This window comes from Candidatus Poribacteria bacterium (assembly GCA_026706025.1).
Taxonomy (GTDB): domain Bacteria; phylum Poribacteria; class WGA-4E; order WGA-4E; family WGA-3G; genus WGA-3G.
The window spans coordinates 81,134-102,766 of record JAPOZO010000093.1 but is presented as its reverse complement, the minus strand read 5'-3'; the positions used below and the strand labels follow the sequence as shown (position 1 = coordinate 102,766).

19 protein-coding genes are annotated in these 21,633 nt (G+C 47.0%); all 19 read left to right on the top strand.

The window, feature by feature from the left end; genetic code table 11:
* Nucleotides 1-13 precede the first annotated feature (13 nt).
* The 19 genes from OXH00_24215 (at nt 14) to OXH00_24125 (ending at nt 21,545) form a co-directional block, all read left to right on the top strand.
* Nucleotides 14-526, top strand: coding sequence for a hypothetical protein (locus OXH00_24215; protein MCY3744129.1), 513 nt, complete (start codon nt 14-16; stop codon nt 524-526).
* 130 nt (nt 527-656) lie between these two features.
* Nucleotides 657-1,130 carry an NUDIX hydrolase gene (locus OXH00_24210; protein ID MCY3744128.1) on the top strand — a complete coding sequence of 158 codons (474 nt, stop codon included), beginning with the start codon at nt 657-659 and terminating at the stop codon, nt 1,128-1,130.
* Between the two features lie 513 nt (nt 1,131-1,643).
* Nucleotides 1,644-2,891 carry an autotransporter outer membrane beta-barrel domain-containing protein gene (locus OXH00_24205; GenBank protein MCY3744127.1) on the top strand — a complete coding sequence of 416 codons (1,248 nt, stop codon included), beginning with the start codon at nt 1,644-1,646 and terminating at the stop codon, nt 2,889-2,891.
* Nucleotides 2,892-3,045: 154 nt separating this feature from the next.
* On the top strand, nt 3,046-4,149 hold the full coding sequence (locus OXH00_24200) for a peptidase M75 (protein ID MCY3744126.1): 1,104 nt from the start codon (nt 3,046-3,048) through the stop codon (nt 4,147-4,149).
* Between the two features lie 143 nt (nt 4,150-4,292).
* Nucleotides 4,293-5,693, top strand: a complete 1,401-nt coding sequence (locus OXH00_24195; GenBank protein MCY3744125.1) for a c-type cytochrome — start codon at nt 4,293-4,295, stop codon at nt 5,691-5,693.
* A 132-nt stretch (nt 5,694-5,825) separates the two neighbouring features.
* The gene (locus OXH00_24190; protein ID MCY3744124.1) at nt 5,826-6,041 is read left to right on the top strand and encodes a hypothetical protein; all 216 of its coding nucleotides are present in this window, start codon (nt 5,826-5,828) and stop codon (nt 6,039-6,041) included.
* A gap of 20 nt (nt 6,042-6,061) precedes the next feature.
* Nucleotides 6,062-8,575, top strand: a complete 2,514-nt coding sequence (locus OXH00_24185) for a TonB-dependent receptor (protein ID MCY3744123.1) — start codon at nt 6,062-6,064, stop codon at nt 8,573-8,575.
* A gap of 150 nt (nt 8,576-8,725) precedes the next feature.
* The gene (locus OXH00_24180; protein ID MCY3744122.1) at nt 8,726-10,048 is read left to right on the top strand and encodes a DUF4856 domain-containing protein; all 1,323 of its coding nucleotides are present in this window, start codon (nt 8,726-8,728) and stop codon (nt 10,046-10,048) included.
* A gap of 86 nt (nt 10,049-10,134) precedes the next feature.
* Nucleotides 10,135-11,580: a hypothetical protein gene (locus OXH00_24175; protein ID MCY3744121.1), complete on the top strand. Its 1,446-nt coding sequence runs from the start codon at nt 10,135-10,137 to the stop codon at nt 11,578-11,580.
* 19 nt (nt 11,581-11,599) lie between these two features.
* Nucleotides 11,600-12,979, top strand: a complete 1,380-nt coding sequence (locus tag OXH00_24170) for an FAD-dependent oxidoreductase (protein MCY3744120.1) — start codon at nt 11,600-11,602, stop codon at nt 12,977-12,979.
* 382 nt (nt 12,980-13,361) lie between these two features.
* Nucleotides 13,362-13,718 carry an antibiotic biosynthesis monooxygenase gene (locus OXH00_24165; protein ID MCY3744119.1) on the top strand — a complete coding sequence of 119 codons (357 nt, stop codon included), beginning with the start codon at nt 13,362-13,364 and terminating at the stop codon, nt 13,716-13,718.
* 239 nt (nt 13,719-13,957) lie between these two features.
* Nucleotides 13,958-14,671 (top strand): PepSY-associated TM helix domain-containing protein, encoded by a 714-nt coding sequence (locus OXH00_24160; protein MCY3744118.1) that lies wholly within the window; start codon nt 13,958-13,960, stop codon nt 14,669-14,671.
* Nucleotides 14,672-14,690: 19 nt separating this feature from the next.
* Complete coding sequence (locus OXH00_24155; GenBank protein MCY3744117.1) at nt 14,691-16,655, top strand: TonB-dependent receptor; 1,965 nt, start codon at nt 14,691-14,693, stop codon at nt 16,653-16,655.
* A 20-nt stretch (nt 16,656-16,675) separates the two neighbouring features.
* Entirely contained in the window at nt 16,676-17,326 is a 651-nt protein-coding gene (locus OXH00_24150) for an HmuY family protein (protein ID MCY3744116.1), read from the top strand.
* A 105-nt stretch (nt 17,327-17,431) separates the two neighbouring features.
* Entirely contained in the window at nt 17,432-17,662 is a 231-nt protein-coding gene (locus OXH00_24145) for a hypothetical protein (GenBank protein MCY3744115.1), read from the top strand.
* Nucleotides 17,663-17,744: 82 nt separating this feature from the next.
* Nucleotides 17,745-18,437: an HmuY family protein gene (locus OXH00_24140; GenBank protein ID MCY3744114.1), complete on the top strand. Its 693-nt coding sequence runs from the start codon at nt 17,745-17,747 to the stop codon at nt 18,435-18,437.
* A gap of 206 nt (nt 18,438-18,643) precedes the next feature.
* Nucleotides 18,644-19,597 carry a hemin ABC transporter substrate-binding protein gene (locus OXH00_24135; GenBank protein ID MCY3744113.1) on the top strand — a complete coding sequence of 318 codons (954 nt, stop codon included), beginning with the start codon at nt 18,644-18,646 and terminating at the stop codon, nt 19,595-19,597.
* Nucleotides 19,598-19,624: 27 nt separating this feature from the next.
* A complete protein-coding gene (locus tag OXH00_24130; GenBank protein ID MCY3744112.1) occupies nt 19,625-20,620 on the top strand; it encodes an iron ABC transporter permease in 996 nt (331 codons plus the stop codon).
* Between the two features lie 154 nt (nt 20,621-20,774).
* Entirely contained in the window at nt 20,775-21,545 is a 771-nt protein-coding gene (locus OXH00_24125) for an ATP-binding cassette domain-containing protein (protein MCY3744111.1), read from the top strand.
* Nucleotides 21,546-21,633: the final 88 nt, after the last annotated feature.

The window sequence follows — 21,633 nt, the reverse complement described above, 5'->3', positions numbered from 1 at the left end:
AAAGGAATCCACCATGAACATCAAAAACAGACACATCACAAAACTCACATTCATATTGACGATTACGGCATTTGTTATTGGACTTTCCGCTTGCGAGCGTGTTCACGAAATAATAGAATCCGAGATTTCTGAAACAGATGTTCCCGTACGCGACCATGTTTGGGTCGTCGATCAGAACAGCGTTGAGGTACCTGTCCCGGGGACATGGGTGCTTGTATCGCACACGCATTTAAACTCAACCTCTACAATCGGCGAAAGTTTCACCTTACCGCCAGATGATCCGCATAGCATCCAAATATCGGATGGCACATACACAGATGGAGAAGGTATCCTCTGGACAAAGATACGGGTAACGACCGCCAGTGGTGACCAGTGGCAGTTCCTTGAACGCGTGGACACAAGTGTCTCTCCGCATCGACTCTATGTTGTCGTCACGGTTGATGATAATGGGTTACCAACCCTTGCGTACGGCGAATACCCTTTCGATTTGCCGGGACATAACGTACAAATCTGGGAAAAACAGTAAAATAGAAATTGGTAATCCTCAGGCGGTAGGAGCGGTTTCCTAACCGCTCTGGGCTTCGTCAAAAAATTACCGAATTAATTTAACCTTAATCCCCAAGAAAAAAAGAACCGAACCATTAGGAGCGCACACATTGATCCAAAAGATTGAAGAACAAGACGGACACATGTTTCTCCACTTTGGCGATCCACCAGAAGATGTAGGAAAAATTGAATTTGTCAACTGCGTTGCATATCAACAAAACCAAATACTCTTCTGCAAATGGCGCGACAATAACTTCTGGGTGATACCCGGTGGACGTACCGAACCCGCGGAAACAGCAGAAGAAACCGCACACCGTGAACTCTTGGAAGAGACGGGTGCGACGCTGGAAAATCTGGAAGTTCTCTGCTACATCCACTGCTTCATGTACAACCTCGAATATTGGGGGGTTGTCTATTTAGGGGAGATCAAAGAATTAGGGAGTCCGTTGGACCTTAACGAAGTCAGTGAAGCGAAGTTGTTCTCGGAATTCCCAGAAAACCTATCCAATCCAGGACCGTTTGGAAACCAAGGTAAAGCTCTATTTCAAGCGGCAATGCGTAGGTTGTTAGAGGCAAAAGATTAAAAAAATGACACAGAAAATATTTTCTTTAAACGGACACACGCCTGCCATTGTTGCGTTCTGAACTGTGATTTCTCTGATTGCTATGATCCCCATGATAAGAGCACCCATCACAAGCAACTGAATACTGAAAACCCAGTTCTGACGACTGATCAGTTCCACAGGAACGCCTTCTCTGTAAAAATTTCAACCCCACAATCAGCATCTTATTTTTCCTCAGAGATATTATCACAAAAATCACAGAAATCACAGTTCAGTTAAGAGATTCTCACATTTTTTGCAGATTTTTTTTGACATCTATGAAAATTGTGAGTATAATTAAAGCAATTCGGACGATTATCTACAAATTTATCGCGGTTTTTTTTGACATTCGCGAGAATTCTGGGTATAATTAAAGGATAATGAGATTCGTTATCAATTTTTAAGGTGCACTCTCTGGTAAATGTTTGAGTTTTCACTTCACCCGAATAACTAAAAATGATAATGAGTCTCAATATCATTTTTAAGATGGTGTCTATGAAGAAACAACTAATTTTCCCCGTCATTTGGGGACTGTTTATCTTGCTAAATATTGGGGCTGTTGCTGAATCAAATCCATTCTCTGTCTCTGGATACGGAGTGATCCACTACTCCCATTTCGATTGGGAACTCGACCCAGGGAGGCGTGCCGCTATTGACATAGAACGTTTTGTCATTGCACCGAAATATCGTATCAACGATACTATCCGACTCGAATCAGAACTTGAGTTTGAGCACGGTGGCACCGGCAGCACTATGGAATTCGACAAATTTGAAGAGTTTGGAGAATTTGAGACAGAGATTGAAAAAGGCGGTAAAGTGATCGTCGAAAAACTCGCTGCTGTCTTCTCTTTCCAACCATCCTTCAACCTCCGCGTTGGACACATCATCGTTCCAGTCGGACTTGTTGCCAAACGGCACCGACCACAACACTACTTTACAACAACGCGTCCCGAAGCGGAGGCACATATCATCCCAACTATCTGGCACGAAACCGGTGTCGAACTTTTCGGTGCGCTCGGTCCGTTGAAATACCAAGCGCAAATCGTCAACGGATTGGATTCAACCGGTTTCAGTTCACGGCACTGGATCGTTCGCGGACACCAACTGCGGTTCGAAACTGTAAATGCTGAGGCACCGGCGTTCGTTGGACGGATCGATTATGCGTTTAACGAAAACGCAACCCTCGGTATCTCTGGTTACTACGGAGACACCGCGGCGAACCGACCAAAACCCGATGTGGATTTTGATGCGCACGTCGGCATTGTCAGCCTTCACGGATTTTACGAGATGGATGCAGTGAAGGTGCGTGGGTTGTTCCTTTGGGGAGCACTCGAAAACGCTGATCAACTCTCCAGAGTCAACCGGACCCTCTCTAATAACCTTAATGTAAAACGGACACCGATAGGCAGCTCAGCCTTAGGGTACTATATTGAAGCTGGCTACGATGTCTTATCATTTTTCAGACAACCAAACAATAAACCGGAACATCAGGACCAAAAGGATACATCGCCTGACACGGTTTTAGATGTTTTCGCGCGTTACGATTATTACGATACGATGGCGAGTGTCGCGGGAATTATCTTCGACAATCCGCGGTGGGAAAGAACTACATGGACTTTTGGGATTAACTACCACGTCCATCCAAAGATGGTTTTCAAGAGCCATTACTCCCTCCGACGGTTAGCGGCAGAAGATAAAAACCGAGAAAATACCTTTTCGCTCGGTTTCGGTTTTCAATATTGATAAGAGTTTTCAGTTTTCAGTCTTCAGTCGTCAGTTAAAGAGGTTGCTGTTACTTGAACAGTTACCTTAACTGCCACAAGAACCCTCTTAACTGAAAACTGATAACTATTTCCTCTGACAACTGATAACTAATAACCATTCAATGGAGGTTTCTATGAAACTCTATACATTAGAATCTCGCAAGTTGCTAAAGGCTTGCTTTCATTGGACACTACTGTGTTGTTTGCTACTTGCATCCGCTTTTGTTGTCGGATGCGGAAGTGACGAAACAGATGAGCATGACGATCACGACCACGCTGAAGCCTTTGATGCTACCACGATGCTCAACGATTTTGCGAATAGCATCGTGGTACCCACCTATACCGATCTGGATAATAAAGCGGGTGCCCTTTTATCTGCTGTTAAAGCACTGCAAGGCGATACCTCGCAAGGGAATCTCGAAAAAGCACAACAAGCATGGGTGGCGGCTCGAATACCTTGGGAACAGAGCGAAGCATTTCTGTTCGGCCCCGTAGATACGCAAGGTCTTGATCCAGCACTGGATAGCTGGCCCGTTGATCATGTCAATCTACAATCCGTTCTGGACAGTGGCGATTCCTTAACAGTGGATTTTGTCGGTGGATTAGAAGATACACAGAAAGGTTTTCACACAATTGAATTCCTGTTGTTCCGTGAAGGGAACCAACGCAAAGCGGCGGATATAACTGATCGTGAACTGGAGTACCTCCTTTCGACGGCAGAGAATCTCAAGGCGAGTACCTCCCAACTTCGGTCAGCGTGGGCATCAGACGGTGAAAACTTCGCCAGTAAAGTTTCACAGGCCGGCACGGGTAGTGACGTTTATCCCTCACAGAGCGCAGCGGTTCAAGAAATCGTTAACGGCATGATTGTCATCGCAGATGAAGTCGCGAACGGTAAAATATCTGACCCTTACAACGAATCTGACACAACCCTTGTTGAATCTCAGTTTAGTTTCAACTCCATCGCGGATTTCCAGAACAATATCCGTGGGATTCAGAACGTCTATAGAAAAGGTCTCGACGGATTCGTAAACGGTCACGATGCAGCGTTAGACGCTCGTTTCCAGCAAGAGGTACAAGCAGGGATTGATGCTATTGGTGCGATTCCGGACCCCTTCCGCGATTCGATTACAGCAAATCGCGGTGCTGTCCAAACTGCAATTGATGCAGTTAGAACGGTTCAACAAACACTCGAGCAAGATATACTCACACTTGTTACGTTAAGCGAGTTTAATTAAAGTAGTCGGCACGCTCCGTCGTGCCGTAAACTCTTAATTTCATGTAAACACGAAAGGGCTATTTCGTTTTTACGGGGAACAGTCGTTGTGCTGTTCCCTCACTACACATTTATAGCTTTATTATCATGTCAATAGGGAAAGAGATGAAACATTTTCACAGTTTACTGTTCCTAACCTCCTTGGTGGCAATTCTACTGAGTGCATGTGATTCCGAATCGCCCGTGGCAGTAGAATCAACACCGGTATTTTCGACGAGTGAGTTCTCTGGTGGTGAGACGACTGTCTTTGATGCGTCAAGCCACGCGTTCTCAACTCCCGCCCCCAATCTTTCCCCCGCAGCATTTGAAAAGCATCTGGAAGGTGATGTCGAATTTGAAGCCAATTTTGTGACAGCCCCTGCGGTAGTGAACCCCGGGTTGGGCCCCATCTACAACAACATTTCGTGCATCAACTGTCATAGTCGGGATGGTCGTGGACGACCCCCAAAAGTTGATGAGAAATTTGTGTCCATGCTCTTTAGACTTAGTCTTCCGAAGCAGGCAGATTCAACGGATGGACAACCGCCTATTCCCGTACCAGGATTCGGCACACAACTTAACAACCGCGCCATTTTCGGAACAGCCCCAGAGGGTAAGATTAAAATTGATTATACCGAACAAACACTCACGACAGCAGACGGGACGCGTGTACATTTACGTTATCCGAACTACACATTTACGGAAACCTATCAACCCCTACCAGAAGAGGTTGAATTATCACCACGCGTCGCACCCGCTGTTTTTGGGCTCGGTTTGTTGGAAGCGATTCCTGAAAACGTTATCCTCGCGTATGCAGACGAGGCAGATGCTGATGGCGATGGCATATCGGGCAAGCCCAACTATGTCTGGGATGTCGTAGAGCAGCGTTACAACCTCGGTCGTTTCGGGTGGAAAGCGAATCAACCGACACTGCTTCAGCAGGTCGCTGCGGCGTATCACGACGATATGGGGATAACAACCTCACTGTTCCGAACGGAAAACTCGGCAGGGCAACCGCAACTCACTGCACACAGTGAAACGCCAGAAGTTAGCGACGAGATTTTAGACGTGGTGACCTTCTACGTCCAAACGTTGGCGGTGCCAGCGCGACGCAATGTGGATGATCCACAGGTTAAGCACGGAGAAAAACTTTTTGCTAAAGCACAATGCGCCAGTTGTCACGTACCGACGCTAAGAACCGGCGTTTTATCTGGTGTTCCCTCAGTTAGCAACCAGACAATACATCCGTATACGGACCTGTTATTACATGATATGGGACCCGAATTAGCGGATAACCGCCCTGATTTTCACGCCAGTGGGCGTGAATGGCGGACACCACCCTTGTGGGGTATCGGTTTGGTAAAAAGGGTCAACGGACATACCAACTTCCTCCATGATGGGAGAGCGCGAGACCTGATGGAAGCGATCCTCTGGCATGGTGGGGAGGCGGAGACATCACGGCAAGCCGTTGAGCGGATGTCAAAAGTAGAACGGGATGCGCTTATTGCATTCTTGGAGTCTTTGTAAAGCATTACTTTCGCACCAATATCGGTTGGTGCAGACATATATTGAGAATGGGTCCCAATTTGAAAATATAACGGTATCAGATTAAGGATTTAGATGATGAACTCAACCCCTATCATATTCAGGATCTTGTTGATGTGTACTGTAGCAGCCAGTCTCGCCTTGTTCGGTTGCGAGAGTGACCCTATACTCGCGCCACAAGCCGAAGTTGCTGAAGAGTCCGGCGGCAGTTACGGCAATACGAATCTACCGGTCGGTGGAACCAACAACACGCAAAACGCTGTGAAAGATGAGCAAAATGGTAAGACCGTAGCGGACCGCACCACAATTATCAATCCAAAACGCTTTTGAAAACGTAGGAAGTAGTATCCATGCCCCTTTTTTCCCACAAAGTTTGTAAGCCAGAGACGTATACCAGAACAATACTAATTTTCATTATTTTTAACCTACTATTAGGTGTGACACACTTTTGTCAGAGTTCAACGAACATTAATGGAAAAGTGATTGATAAAGAGACAAGGCAACCGATTTTAGGGGCTGTTGTTAAGGTTGAAGCCGATGGACAAATCTTGGCTGAGACAACAACCGGAAAAGATGGCACCTTCCATCTGACGCAAACTGTTCAAGGGAAGAAACAGATTCAGGTCAGTTCAATCGGATATAATCGCTACAGTGAAATGCTTGCACTTGCCTCTGATTCAGCACACAATTTAGAAATTGCGTTGTCCAGCCAAACTTTCCAGCTCGCACCGATAGAAATTATCGGTAAATCATCGCGTAGGCATCGGAAACTCACAGGCACGATGAGCATGTTGGAACCAGAAATCGTTGATCTTATTAAACCTGTCGGCACACAAGAATTGCTTGAATTAATACCCGGTATCAACGGCTATGCAGACGACGGATTCGGCAACTCGCGCTTGAGTATCGGCATCCGAGGATTAAATCCTCGTCGAAGTGCGCGCGTGCTTATATTAGAAGACGGTGTGCCGATACAACCTGCCCTTTACATCTATCCGAATGCTTACTATAACCCACCCGCAGACCGGATCGATGCAGTCGAGGTGATTAAAAGTAGTGCTGCGCTCCGATACGGACCACAAACGATGGGGGGTGTTATCAATTATACAACACAAAAACCCGACGGGGCAAAGGGATTTGCGAATCAACTAACGGCTGGCAACAATGGTTACTACAGCGCATTTTCAGAGTTAAGAGGTATCGGTAATTCTGAAAAAATTGTGTCTGACATACAACTGCTTTACAAACACGGGGACGGTTTTAGAGAGAATAACACCTTCGATCAGGCAAATGGCACAGTAAAAACGCTTTTTCAATTGAGCGAAGAAAAAACGCTCTACCTCAAACTAAACGGTAATTTTGAGAACTCGAACGCAACGTATACCGGTTTAACAGAGTACTCCTTCCAAACCGATCCGAACTTCAATCCGAAAGAACACGACAATTTCAAGGTTCTCAGGACCTCACTCGATCTCATCTACACCAACAAAATTTCGACGAATCTTGTCAGCAATACAACGATGTATACAAGTGTGTTTGATCGGCGGTGGTGGCGTGAGGACGATATTTTCGTGCGTCCTGTAACTCTTGAAACTGGGAATCTGGTACCGGTACCCTATTTCCAAACGGGCGACCTTGTCCGAATCGGCAACGGAAAAAGCAACTTCGGTATCCTCCGCACCTTCTACGTCGGCGGGATTGAGCAGAATTATACCTTTACCCACGGACTTGCTGGAAATATAGGGCGTGCTGAAATCGGAGGCAGAGTACATTGGGAACGCTTTATTGACGATAAGAAAACCGGGGACGCACCAGATGCTCGGGATGGCGTTTACTATACCGGCACTCCCGGTTCCGAAGAAGATCCAGTGAAAATTGTCGGGCAAAGCCATCATTATGAGACCATTGCCTTGGCACTCTACGCTAAGGAGCAGATGCGTTTTGAAAGATTAACTGTCACACCCGGTTTGCGTTTTGAGGTGTTTAAGCAAGATCGCGTGGACCGGTTACGCGGCTCGGTGTTCGCAGACAAGGTTTCATCAGTACTGATGCCGGGGATCGGCGTGAACTACGAGTTTGGGCAATTTAACTTTTTTGGCGGTGTACATCGAGGGTACACAGCACCCTCCAGCGGCGCGTTGAAGATTACCAACTTCGGACAGGATGTTGATGTCGGTGGACTCGACCTCGAACCCGAAAAAAGTTGGAACGTGGAACTCGGATTCCGCTCATGGATACCAGGAGTCATCTTAGAAACTTCCGGATTCTTCGTTAAGGTTGAAGATTTAGTCGCAGCGGGGCGCGGCACTGCCTTCAAAAACTTAGGCAAAGTTGATCTATCAGGGGTGGAGATGGCGATGACTTTAGGGGTATCAGAGTTTGTGTCGGTACTGCCTGACATCAACCTCTCTTATACATTCCTCCAAACAGAAATTGTTGATGGCATCGTGAAATCCGCTACGATCGCCGGTAACGTTGATGTAGAACTAAACGGCAATGAATTACCTTACGCGCCACGGCACACTTTCACCGTCGGATTGGCGAAACGGATTGGTGATGGCCTCCGTTTGCGCGCAGATATGCGGTTTGTGGACGAAGTCTTCACCGACTTTGAAAATCTCCAGAAGACTTTCAACCGCGGCGATACCGGACCTATTCCGAGTTACGCAATTGTCAACGCAAGTATTGATTACAAAATAACCAGACAGTGGCAGATATTTTTCACTGCCAAAAACATTTTCGATCACGTATACATCGGGTCACGGCTGCATTCAAATGCAGGGCAGCCCGAAGCGAACCTCAGTTCGGGTATCCTCATCGGACCCAGACGACAGATACTTTTCGGTATTAAACAAGGTTTCTAATGCTGGCGTAGGTTGAAAATGGCGCAATTCAATTGGGAATACGTTCCACTTTTGAAACCATTTCAAAATACGCCTACCAACTAACAATGTTAAGTAATAATTTTTCATAGATAATGAGACTCATTATCTATAAACCCTAAAGGAGTAAACATGAATTACCTGACAAAAAAATTCCAATGGTTAGTTCTACTGCTAACTGTTGCAAGTCTATTTCTGGTCGCTTGTGGAAGCGACGAAGACACGGAGGATGGTGATTTGGAGGGAGAAGCCGGGGCGATGATCGAAGTTCCGCAGGCGTATGTCTTTGACAGCCGCTTTATGGAAGGTGAAAGCAGCGTCTCCTATTCAGGGCAGGTCGTACGTAACTTGCTGTTGCAAGACTTGAAAGCAACCACTGACAGCGTCGGAAAAGATGGCGCACGTCCTATTGCCGTGTCCGATATGCTTAAACTCTATGAATACGATGACGCGCTTAACCTGAAAACACTAACGACTACAGGCGCATTATCCGCAAGCGAGAGCCACTATTCAGCACTTTCGACAGGAAAAAATCTTGTCGGTAAGATTTCCGACGAGCCTGTCATCGGGTACAACCGGACTGCCGATGATTTGGTGCGCGAATGGTTCAAGGCTATTGCGGACAACTCGCAAGATTCTGATAAACTCGGCACACCAATGGCTTACACCACTGATGACGGCGTCGATATGTCCCAGATGGTTAATAAAGTCCTCATCGGCGCAGTTCCGTATTACCAAGCGACAGGTGTTTATCTCGGCGGCTTGCTTGAACGCGATAACAGTGAAGCACGAGATGGTACCGACCCGTATACCGCAATGGAACACGCATGGGATGAAGCCTTCGGCTACTTCGGTGCCGCTCGTGACTATTCCCGCTACAGCGATGAACAGCTCGCTGGAAAGGTCGATGATTTCACGTTCGATTCTAACGGTGATGGAAGCATCGACTTCAAATCGGAATATAACTTCGGGCTTTCCAGAAACGCTGGGAAGCGGGATAAAGGCGGATCAGGTGTCGATTTCACACAACAAATCTTCAATGCTTTCCTTGCTGGCAGAACCGCGATCACGAATCAAGGATCGGTCGCGGAAATTAGCGCACACCGCCAAACCGCCGCAGAAGGCATGGAAAAGGTTATCGCAGCGACTGTGGTACACTACATTAACGATACGCTCAGTGATATGTCGAAGTTGGGGACAGCCGAAGAAAACATTGCCAACTTAAATAAACATTGGGCAGAAATGAAAGGGTATACGGTCGCTTTGCAGTACAACCCGTTCCGGTTGATTGGTGATGGACAACTCGCCGAATTGCATGGTATCATGGGAGAAGCACCCATATATGACGAACCCGGCAGTAACAGCTACAAAACGCAGGTTGCCAATTACGAACGCGCTAAGGCTGTCATGCAGGCGGCATACGGGTTCTCCAACGGTAACATGGCAAACTGGTAGGCATTGATGTAGGGCGGGTTTTAACTACAAAGGTGCCTGTCCACTGGTAGGTGCGTGTAAAACGCACCTACCAAATTACCTAAAACATGAAGACGGAATTCAAAGTCTGGAGTATTGTATTTATCTGTTGTATCGGCTCTCGATTGCTTAGCACTATCTATTACATTGAAGATTTAGATAGCCTCCGCTTCGCACTGAGCATAGTAGACTACGATGTCGCCAAGTTGCAACCGCATTTTCCAGCATATCCTGTTTTCTGTTATATTACCAAACTCCTCTATGCAGGCACGCGTCGTTACGCATTAGCATTTTCACTCGTTGGCGGGTTATCGATCTTCTTCACAATCTTCTTTACACTGAGGATTGCGAAGGTTTCAGTCACCACATTGTTGGGGAAAGTTGCTGTCTTTGTCATATTCATGAACCCTTTACTCTGGCTGATGGGTAACCGATATATGCCAGATGCGATGGGGGTTGCTTGCCTTTTGGCAAGCCTTTATTTTACAACAGCACAAGAGGATAACACGGATACACTATCTGGTTTACGGAGTACCATCGGCTTTTTTCTCGCTGGCATCTTGGTCGGCGTGCGACTCTCGTATTTTCCCTTATTGGTGCCTGCGTTGGTCCTACGATTAAAACACACCGGTCGTTTGAAGTGCATCATAGCGGGGACTATCGGTGTCCTTGTGTGGCTTGTCCCGCTGCTCTCAATTACGGGATGGAATACGCTCATAGCCGCCGCACGGACACAGAGTCAGGGGCATTTTTCAGATTTCGGTGGCACTGTCTCCACTCACCCTGAATTGTGGTTTCGCTTGACGAAACTTTTTGAGAGCCTCTGGGCAGATGGATTTGGACTCTATTGGCAAGGTCGGCACCCTATAACCGCCTGTTCAGCTATCATCTTAATCGGAATTGTTGCAGCCAATTGGCGACCCCTGAAGAGATGGACTACAGAAAAACTTTCTGGGAACGATTTCCCGCTTTCAAACCCCATCTTTATTGGGTGTGCTGTCTATTGCCTATGGATATTCTTAGGACAGAACGTTATCCATAAGAGCCGACACGTTTTACCTTTATTGCCTTTTCTGGGCTTAGGGATTGCATTCGCGTGCAGCCGAATCATAGGAACACAGAACCGGTTTCGTCATCTGTTTGCCTTGTGTACTGTCATCATCTTTTTTCTTTCTTATAGTTATGTCACCCTACATACTGTCGTCCAACACACAAAACCGACAGCGATTGCCCAAGTACACGAATATCTACGCGACAAACAGAATGAACGGCGGGATAAACTATATATTGTGTCCGTGCCGCTGATAAAATACTATTTAGTTTCCCAAGCAATAGAAGCAGTTTATATACCGATTAAAAGCGAGGCAGACCTCGACCAACTTGATACATTAGAGACCGGATTCGTTGTTATCGGAAGTCGATTACCAAATCGAGAGCCCAAAGCCGAAAAGGTGTTCTACCACAACCCGTATGTCAATCGGATGTGGTCCGAAATCCCTTTATTTGAATACTAAATCTGTGCGGACAGAACCTATGGAAAATACTCATCTTCATATTCTCGGTGGCGGTCCCGCTGGATTGACTACTGGGTACTACGCCAAGAAACAGGGGCTCTCGAATTTTACCATCTTTGAAGCGGGTGAACACACCGGTGGAAATTGCCGTACGCTCAAAATCAAAGGGGCGGATTGTAAATATAGCATCTGGCAGAAAAGTGATTTCCGATTTGATACCGGTGCACATCGCTTCCACGACAAAGATCCGCAGGTTACCGAAGAGGTAAAGAACCTCCTTGGCGATGATCTGTTACGCGTAACGGCACCGAGTGAAATCTTTTTTGGAGGCGAATTTTACCGGTTTCCACTTCTGCTCAGCGACCTGGTCCAAAAACTCGAAACGAAAACCTTACTAAGGATTGCGTGGGAGAAACTCTATAATAGACCGAAAAAACAGGCAGAAAACTTTGCGACATTTGCGATCAACCAGTACGGAAAAACGCTGGCTGAACGCTTTTTACTCAACTATTCCGAAAAATTGTGGGGACAGCCCTCGCACAAACTCTCTACCGCCATTTCAGGGAACCGACTCAAAGGGTTGGATTTGCGGAGTTTCCTCCGTTCGATGCTGCTCGGTACACCGCAGAACCCGACGCACTTAGATGGATCGTTCTTTTATCCGAAATACGGCATCGGCATGATTAACGATAAGTTGTGCGAATGCATCGGTGCTGAACATATCAAGTTGCAACACCGGGTGAGTCGATTAATCCATAAAGATCGGAGGATTGAGCGTATCATCGTAGACAACGGAGCGGGAGAAAATAATATTGAAATACCCGTCTCCACAGTGGTTAATACGCTACCGCTAACACTTTCAATGCGAATGTTAGATCCGCCGCCGCCACCGGATCTACGGGCTATTGCGGAGCGAATTAAATACCGACACCTTATGCTTTGTGTTTTCTGTTTGAACCGCGATACTTTTTCGCCGAATGCTTCGATCTATTTTCCGAGTGAGGAATTTCCGTTTACGCGCCTATATGAGCCAAAAAATCGGAGTTCACACATGGCACCCGAAGGACAGACAGTCATCGTGTTGGAGCTCCCCTGCTACAGTGATGATGCCGTGTGGAATATGCAAGCGTTGGAACTGCAAACCGAGGTATGGAAAGCATTACAGCGCGTCAAACCCTTACCACAAGAGGAGGTTATTCACTATCAAATCTATAAACTACCATTCGCATATCCTGTACTTGAAGTCGGATTTGAAGAGAACGTGGCGCGCCTCGTCGCCTATTTTGAAACGTTTGAGAATCTGTATCTGACTGGGAGGAGCTCTCTATTCCGGTACCTGCATCTGCATGATCTATTTAAAACTGGAAAGGAAGTGGTAGAACGGATTACAAATGCTTAAACTTGATCATAAAACTCAAATTATGTATAACGCGACGTATATCGTGATCCAATATATCCAAAAGGCACAAGAAACGGAAAAAAATCAGAAAAAAATTTGACATGCATTAACAAATATAGTATAATATATATGTGTTTGATACACACAATCGTCTGAGCGCACATCTCTTAATATGATAATGAGTCTCATTCTCAATTTAAAAGAATGTAGTGTTCGGGCATATCAATTTCCTCCGGGAGTGGTAATTAAGGCGGATGCTTACTGAAGGAGGAGCAAGACCATATCCACCACAGTATAGCATGTTCTTTATGGTTGGCGGGGAACAGAATACCCCGCCTTACCATAATTTGATAATGAGTTTCATTCTCAATAAGGAGAGGTTATGATAACTGTTGCGAATCGAATCTATGTCGCACCTGAATATCAGGACGAATTTGAGGAACGGTTCCGAAACCGAGCACGTCTTGTTGATGGCATGCCCGGATTCGTTTCTAACCGGGTCCTCCGCCCTGTCAATGATGGCGACCCGTATGTTGTTTTTACACTTTGGGAATCACGAAAGGATTTTGAAAACTGGGTAGAATCTGAGGAATTCCGCAAAGGACATGCCCAATCCGGCACGTTGCCGAAAGAGGCATTCACACAATCAAACAAACTCGAACTTCACGAGGTGTTTCTCGATTCCGATCGGTCAGATTTAAAAGAAGAACCACGCGGTGGACCCTTCAAGGTTCACTAAAGCAAAATAGTAGCAGAAAAAGCCACGCAAGAAACAGGACAGGCTCCCAACTGCCCATTGTTAGCGACTGTCCACGTTTCTGAGGAAAATCAACACACGTCGATTGCGAATCGACAGCGGTTCGCGTTTCGCAGGCTTCTCACGCGCATGTGTTGGCGCGTTTCATGCCCGGTGCCTTTTCTGCCTTAATTAGGATACGCGGTTAACGTTGGAATTGTCAAGAGAATTCGGAGGCGAATATGCCAAACGCTACAGGTTCAGTATCCGTTGACAAAGCACCAAAAAAACCCGAAAAACAGCGCAGGCGTTCACCATATTCCTTTTTACCACTTTCATGGAGCAGAGGCGCGTTTCTCAAATGGCTCCGACGAACACACGCATGGCTCGGATTATGGGGCGCAGCTTTGGGAATCCTCTTCGGTGTCACCGGTATTCTGCTCAATCACCGCGGAACCCTGAAAATTAACGCCGCGAAAACTGATCGGATAGAGCGAGAACTTTCATTGCCGGACCCCAAGCCTGAAAATATTGAGATGTTCGCAGCGTGGTTGCAAGTGGAACTCGGTCTTGATGAAAAATGGAGTCGTGTCCGTTCACAGCAGCCCAGAGAAATTAGTTGGGGTGGAGCATCTGTCACGCAACCTGAAAAATGGAGTGTCAGTTTGAGCAACCCGAAACGCGGTTACAGCGCAGAATATTGGGTCGGCAACGCTTATACCACAGTCAGACAATTTGACCGGAATGTGTTTGCCTTTCTCAATCGGTTACACATGGCGAGTGGAATAGGAGTTGCATGGATACTGCTTGCTGATACGATTGCGGGGAGTTTCATCATCCTTTCACTTACAGGTATCTTGCTTTGGACCCGTTTACACGGACCGCGCCTGCTCGCTGCGAGCATCGGACTCGGATCCCTAACGCTTGCCATCTTCTTTGTTTGGCGAGCCTTCTAACAAAGACAGGAGGAAAATTATGATGTCAAACACGAAAATTTGGATTTTGCGAGTACTGATCAACCTCGTATTCGGGCTGCTTCTGTTTACAATATTGAGTTCTGCAGAGAATCACAATGATACCCCCGAAACTGACCGTGCCGTAGAATTAGAGCCTGTTGTCGTGACAGCAACAAAAACACCGCAACATCTGGAAGATACACCTGTTATTACAAATCTCATTACACGCGCGGAAATCGAGGCGACAGGGGCAGAGAACATCGGAGAGGTCCTCGAACATACAGCGGGCATCATTATCCACCGTGATGGACACGGCGACGGGGTGCAACTTCAAGGACTCGACTCTGAGTACATCCTAATTCTCGTTGATGGCGAACCGCAGGTTGGGCGTATCGCAGGCAAGCTTGACATGGCGCGACTCGCTGTCGAAAACGTTGAACGGATAGAAATCGTCAAAGGGGCAACAGCTTCGCTTTTCGGGAGTGATGCACTCGGGGGGGTTATCAACATTATTACCCGTAAAGCGACTTCGCCCTTTTCCGTCCAACTCTCCCAAAATTTTCAGCAAAACAGTGCACTCGACAGCCGAGGCACGCTTGAATTGCAACGTAATAAACTTAACGCGCTTTTAACACTCAGTAGGAACCAGCGCGATCCGATCGATTTGGACACGTCTGATCTCACAACCACAATCGACGGTTATGCCAATGTGACAGGCTCGGCACGGACAGCCTATCAACTCACACCAGCGACGGACCTCGTGTTTTCTGGACAATATTTCATGCAGAACCAAGAAGGTATCAGCGATAGCGGAGACATCGTTTTTGAGAGGCTTGGCGATATCGAAAACTTCAGTGGAAGTTTAGGCATAGAACATGAATTTGAAAATGGTACACAGAGAACACCCGCAACTTTACTGACCGGCAAACTTTACGCAACCCGATATGACGATGAATCAAAAGTTGTTGATCGCGAAACTGCAGCAGTAAGTTCCCAAAATATCACCATCCAAGACTTGCTCAAGGGCGAAGCGCAATTTGACACAACGCTCTGGGAGAAACACCAAATCACCCTCGGTGCGGAGATTGTTTTTGAAAATCTCCAGTCTCAACGAATCACAGGTGCGAAACGTGGAATTCTAACCAACGCTCTCTTTATGCAGGATGAATTCCGTCCTATCTCTGCATTCGCATTCGTCATCGGTGGGCGTTTAGACAACCACTCCGAGTTCGGTACCCATTTCAGCCCAAAGTTGAGCACCATGTATCGGATAACCGACAATCTTCGGGTTCGCTTTTCCTATGGACAAGGGTTCCGCTCACCAGACTTCAAAAATCTCTATCTCGATTTTACCAATGTGACAGCCGGCTACCAAGTGTTGGGCAATCCGAACCTTCAACCCGAATCCTCACACAACTATAATCTTGGCGCAGAGTATCAGCTACTTGACGGTTTGCTTGGCAGAATCCATGTGTATCGTAATGACCTACACAATCTGATTGAAGCCGAGCGTATCGGACAGAGCGCGGCAGGCGGAAGCAAATTTGAATACCAAAACATCAGTAGGGCGTATACAGAGGGAGTTGATGTTGAAGCCGTTATCGGTAGTGTGGGTGGGTTCACTTCGACGCTCGGTTATGCTTACCTCCGGGGGGCAGATAAAGAGACCGGATTGGCATTGCTGAACCGTTCTACACACAGCGGCACACTTAAATTGGCGTATCTACATGCCAATAGCGATTTTCAGGTTGACTTACGCGGACGATACGCCAGTCCTTGGGGGTTCTTTGATGACGGCGACAAAGTGCTTGAGACTGAAGAATTGGCACCGGGTTATTGGGTCTGGAACCTTCGCGCTTCAAAAACTCTTTTTAAAATATTCAAAGCCTCAATCGGATGTAACAATATTTTTGACTTCAGAATTCCTACATTTTATACATTTATAGGGCGTTCATTTTATGGTGGACTCTCTTTAACCTATTGATATGAGAAAGGATACTAAGCATGACACGGCTCATGTACACAACCTTACTGTTCATCACCGTCAGCATCCCTGCTGTCTTTACAGCGTCTGCTGAACTTCATCAAAATACTCTCACGGTTGATGCAACCAACCGTGAAAACTGGGCTTATATCAATCTCACTGAAGGCGAAACGATTGATATAGCCGACGCGGCAACCTCAATGGCATGGGACCTCGGTTTTAAACGGACTGGGGTCATCGCCAATGGGGGTGTCAGCGGCCCCGGGAAAATTGGGGCATTGGCTTTGAAGGACATCTCTTTTGAAGATGTCCTCGAAGCCCCGGAAGGGGTGTACGTTTCGGACACCGAACAGATTGCGACATTCGCACGCGGCGGCGGTTGGTACACCTACACAGGACCACCGAACCATTGGGTTTTGCCAAATCCAAAAGTCTATATCTTACGGATTCCTGAAGACCCAAGGGCAGAACCTGAAGGTCCATATCATTACGCGAAAGTCCGGTTTATCGGTTACTACGAAAACAACGAAACCAAAGAAGGCTCCGGGTACATCAGTATAGAATATGTTTTACAGGATGATGGCACCCGTACCTTTGTCGAATCTGAACTCACAAGTGTTGATGCCCGAGGAAAGTTAACAACAACATGGGCATCCATTAAATTAAAGTAGTAGGCATGCGCCGTCATGCCGTAAACAAGTAGTAGGCATGCGCCGTCATGCCGTAAACAAGTAGTAGGCACGCGCTGCTGTGCCGTTGCTGTAAGGAGACTAAAAATGGGTTACAAAGCAGAATTTTTGTCGCAAGCCGAGGTATGCGCCATTTATCAATGTCTTGATGGACATATCCACCTGAAATATCGCACTTTAGACATCGCTATGGATCACTGCGATTTCCACCAAGTTGCCGAAGTCTTTGTTGAAGCATTGCGTGTTTTACAGAAGGTCAAAGAACCGGTAACCGAAGAGGTAGACCTGAAAAACATGGATACGCTTATGAAAGTTTAACCCAGAGTGTAAGAAAACCATCGATTTAACCTTCTAAAAGATAGGCACAGCATTTGTGCCGCTACTTGACAGGAGAATTATCATGAAAAACATCAGAGATTTTGTCAATCAACACGCCATTGCCTTTCTTATGCTTATACTCGGGATTGTTGTTCTTTTCAGTTTCGGCTGTGGTCCCGTTGGTGAAGAAGACGTTGAAAAGCTTCTTCAACCAGAGGAGACCATCGACACAACACCATCTGGGACCCCAGATACCGATACACAGGCACTGGTTGAAGACCCCGTCGGACTGGAAGCATTTACATTCACAATTGACGCGACGAACAGAGAGGCGTGGGCATACTTCTCTTTTGCTACCGGAAACGTTGTTGAAGTCGAAGATGCCGAAAATTCGGATGTATGGGATATCGGCTTTCAGCGAACAACGGTCAAACTGAACGGAGGTATCAGCGGGCCAGGAATGGGAAGTGTCGTTATGCTCACCGAGACAACTTTTGCGGCGGTAACCGAAGCACCGGCAGACGGGTACAAGGCGGATACAGAAGACACGTACGGCATCGTCACAGGAAGTGAAAACGGATGGTATATCTACACAGGGCCCCCAACGCACTGGGTACTCCCTTTGGAAGATCGAGTATTTGTGATAAAAGCCGCAGACGGAACATTCGCCAAAATCCGCTTTATCGGATATTACAAGGATAACGAGAACAAACAGGACAGCGGTTTCGTGACGTTTGAATACGTCCACCAACCCGATGGAAGTCCTAATTTCTAATGTGCGGTACTGCTTGAAGACCAAAATTTGTTATTAAAAATCTTATAGAGGTAGCCGCTAAGGATACCCCTATCCATCGTCTATACAGAACAACTGAACAACGCGTTCATGAGATGTTGGGCATGGAATACCCGTGCATCATAAATCTCCTAAAAAACTAAAACGGGTGCCATGTCCAACGACTCATTTCCATAACGGAGGAAACAATGCAGATCTTACGCTCAAACTTGTTCAAGGCGTGGATGTTAAGCGTTTCAATCTTTATATTTTTCGGCATTATGCTCTGTATTGCTGTCGCAGATCCAACTGAGGTCACAGATGCAAACGACAAAACTGTCGTTATCACCTCATCTGAACGTATCGTGAGTCTCAACGGCAGCACGACCGAAATCCTATTCGCACTCGGTGTTGGAGATAAAGTCGTCGGTTGCGATGCCTCATCATCATATCCGAAAGGTATCAAAGAAAAGTTGCCGAGCGTTGGATATCAATATGGACTCAATGCTGAAGGGATTCTCTCTCTAAATCCAACGTTGGTCATTGGGCGGGACGATGTGAGACCTCCACAAGTCGTACAACAACTCCGCATGGCGGGTGTAACGGTTCTATTGCTTAAAGAACCTCGCTCTTTTGAGGCTGCCAAGCAGCGGCTGCTAACAATCGGTAAGGCAGTCGGACACGAAGAAAAGGCTGAGGAATTGACGAAGGCTTTAGAGGCAGACATCAAGAAGTTGGAAACTAAACTCGCGGCACGAAAAGGGAAACCGAAACAGAAAGCACTCTTTCTCTATCTGCGCGGCACACAAACCACGCTGGTCTTAGGAACAAATACTGCCCCGGGGGCGATGTTTGATATTGTTGGGGCTGAAAATGCCGCAGAAAACATCAAAGGGAACAAACCGATGACGGCGGAAGCGGTGATCGCTGCCCAGCCCGATGTCTATGTACTGTTTACTACGGGTTTGGAATCCATCGGTGGTGTTGACGGACTACTCAAACTACCGGGCTTAGCACATACACCGGCGGGAAAAAACAAACGCGTTGTGACGCTGGATGGACAATATCTCTCTGGATTCGGCCCCCGTTGTGGACGCGCCGCACTTGACTTGTTCCAAGGCATCTACGAAAAGGATGGGCACTTTATTGCCACAGGCGAATGATCCTGCTATGTCGTTCTTTTAAGCAATATGCAAAAGCGAACGAAAATTCTGTTCATTCTGATCGGTTTACTTCCGATATCAATGTGCATCGCGGCGGGGGTAGGCGCGTATCAAATTCTACCGTGGCGTATCCCTGAGATTCTATTGTCCCAGAAGGATGGCTTCGCTGTCCTCGTCCACGTCCGTTTTCCGCGTGTCATTCTATCCGCTGTTGTTGGCGCAATGTTAGCAATCTCAGGCGCGACGCTACAAGGTATTTTTCGCAACCCACTCGCAGACCCCGGATTAATCGGTGTCACCGCAGGCGCAGGATTGGGCGCGACGCTCTGGATTGTCCTAATAGGTGGCGGCGCACTCGGTATATGGGGACTCCCTATCGCCGCTTTTGCATGTGGAATGCTCGTGACTATCAGTGTATGGAAGATCGCTGAGGGAGAGGGAAAAGTCAGCACATTAACGTTATTACTCGCAGGTATTGCCCTCAACAGTTTCGCTGGCGCAGGCATCGGGCTAATGACGTTCCTCGCTGACGATGAGCAGCTCCGCAGCCTAACTTTTTGGCTGCTCGGCGGATTTGGGGGCGCGACGTGGCCCGTTGTTTTTATAACACTCCCAATTGCAATTATAGGACTTCTGGTATTATCACGGCAAGCAGCTGCACTAAATGCAATGAGTCTCGGAGAGTCTGAAGCGTATCACCTCGGTGTTTCAACCGAAACGCTGAAAAGATGGTCAATTTTTGGGGTCGCGCTGACAGTCGGCGCAGCGGTCTCCGCTGCTGGGGGCATCGGTTTCGTTGGGCTTGTTGTTCCACATCTTCTCAGGCTCTTGGGTGGAGCGGATCATCGGTATGTCCTACCCGGTTCAGCAATCGGTGGCGCAATACTACTCGTCTCGGCGGACCTGTTCTCACGAACCGTTGTCGCGCCTGCCGAATTACCCGTTGGCATCGTCACTGCATTGATTGGCGGTCCTTTTTTCCTGTGGCTGCTACTCAGATTCAAACGTGAAGTTTTTTTATAGGAGAAGTTATCTGCTGTCAGCATAGCCCGGATTAGGGTACTTAACCTCTACGGCACCCAATAGGTGGACAAGTAATTATGGGTTTTACTATAACACTCACCAGAACCCTTTTTAACTGAAAACTGATAACTGACAACCGATAACTAAAAATACAATGATTGAATTGGAAGACATTGGTTACTGTATTGGCGGAAATTGGTTAGTCAAGGATATTAACGTTACAATTAAGGGCGGAATGTTATGCGGATTTGTCGGTCCCAACGGTGCTGGTAAATCCACACTCCTGCGTCTGATTTCAGGGGAACTCTTGCCAACGACTGGGGAAATCCGGCTCTTCGGTAAACCTATTCATAGTTATGAACCGAAGGAATTAGCACGCATCCGAGCCTATCTCCAACAAAAACGGGATATGAACTTCCCGTTTACCAGTTTGGAGATTGTCCTCTTCGGGCGGCACCCCTATCTCAACGGCACAAAAGAGACTGACAGGGATATCTCCATCGCCAAAGGGGCGCTCCAGCAAGTCGATGCCGATATATTCGAGGAACGGCTCTATCCAACACTGTCTGGTGGTGAAGCGAGTCGTGTTGACGTTGCACGGATCCTCACACAAGCCCCGGACCTATTTCTGTTAGATGAACCCACGAATCATCTTGATCCGAGATACCAAGTGCAAATACTCAACCTCTGCAAATCGATTTGTAGTCGAGGCAAAACCGTTATTACCGCAATTCACGACCTGAATCTTGCGTCAATGTATGCAGATCAACTATTGCTATTGAAAGATGGGGTTTCTGTGGCGTGCGGGCCCCCTGAAACCGTCCTGACCCTGGGGCTATTAGCAGAGAGTTATGGTATCCCGTTTGATATATTGCTGCATCCAGATGGCTATTCGTGGGTGATGCCGAGCTTGAGTGTTTTATAAGGGTTCATTCATACGTCAGAGGCGGAAAAGATTGAAACCCGTACCAAGGTGTGGTATACTAATGAATAGAACAATAATTCAATCTTAA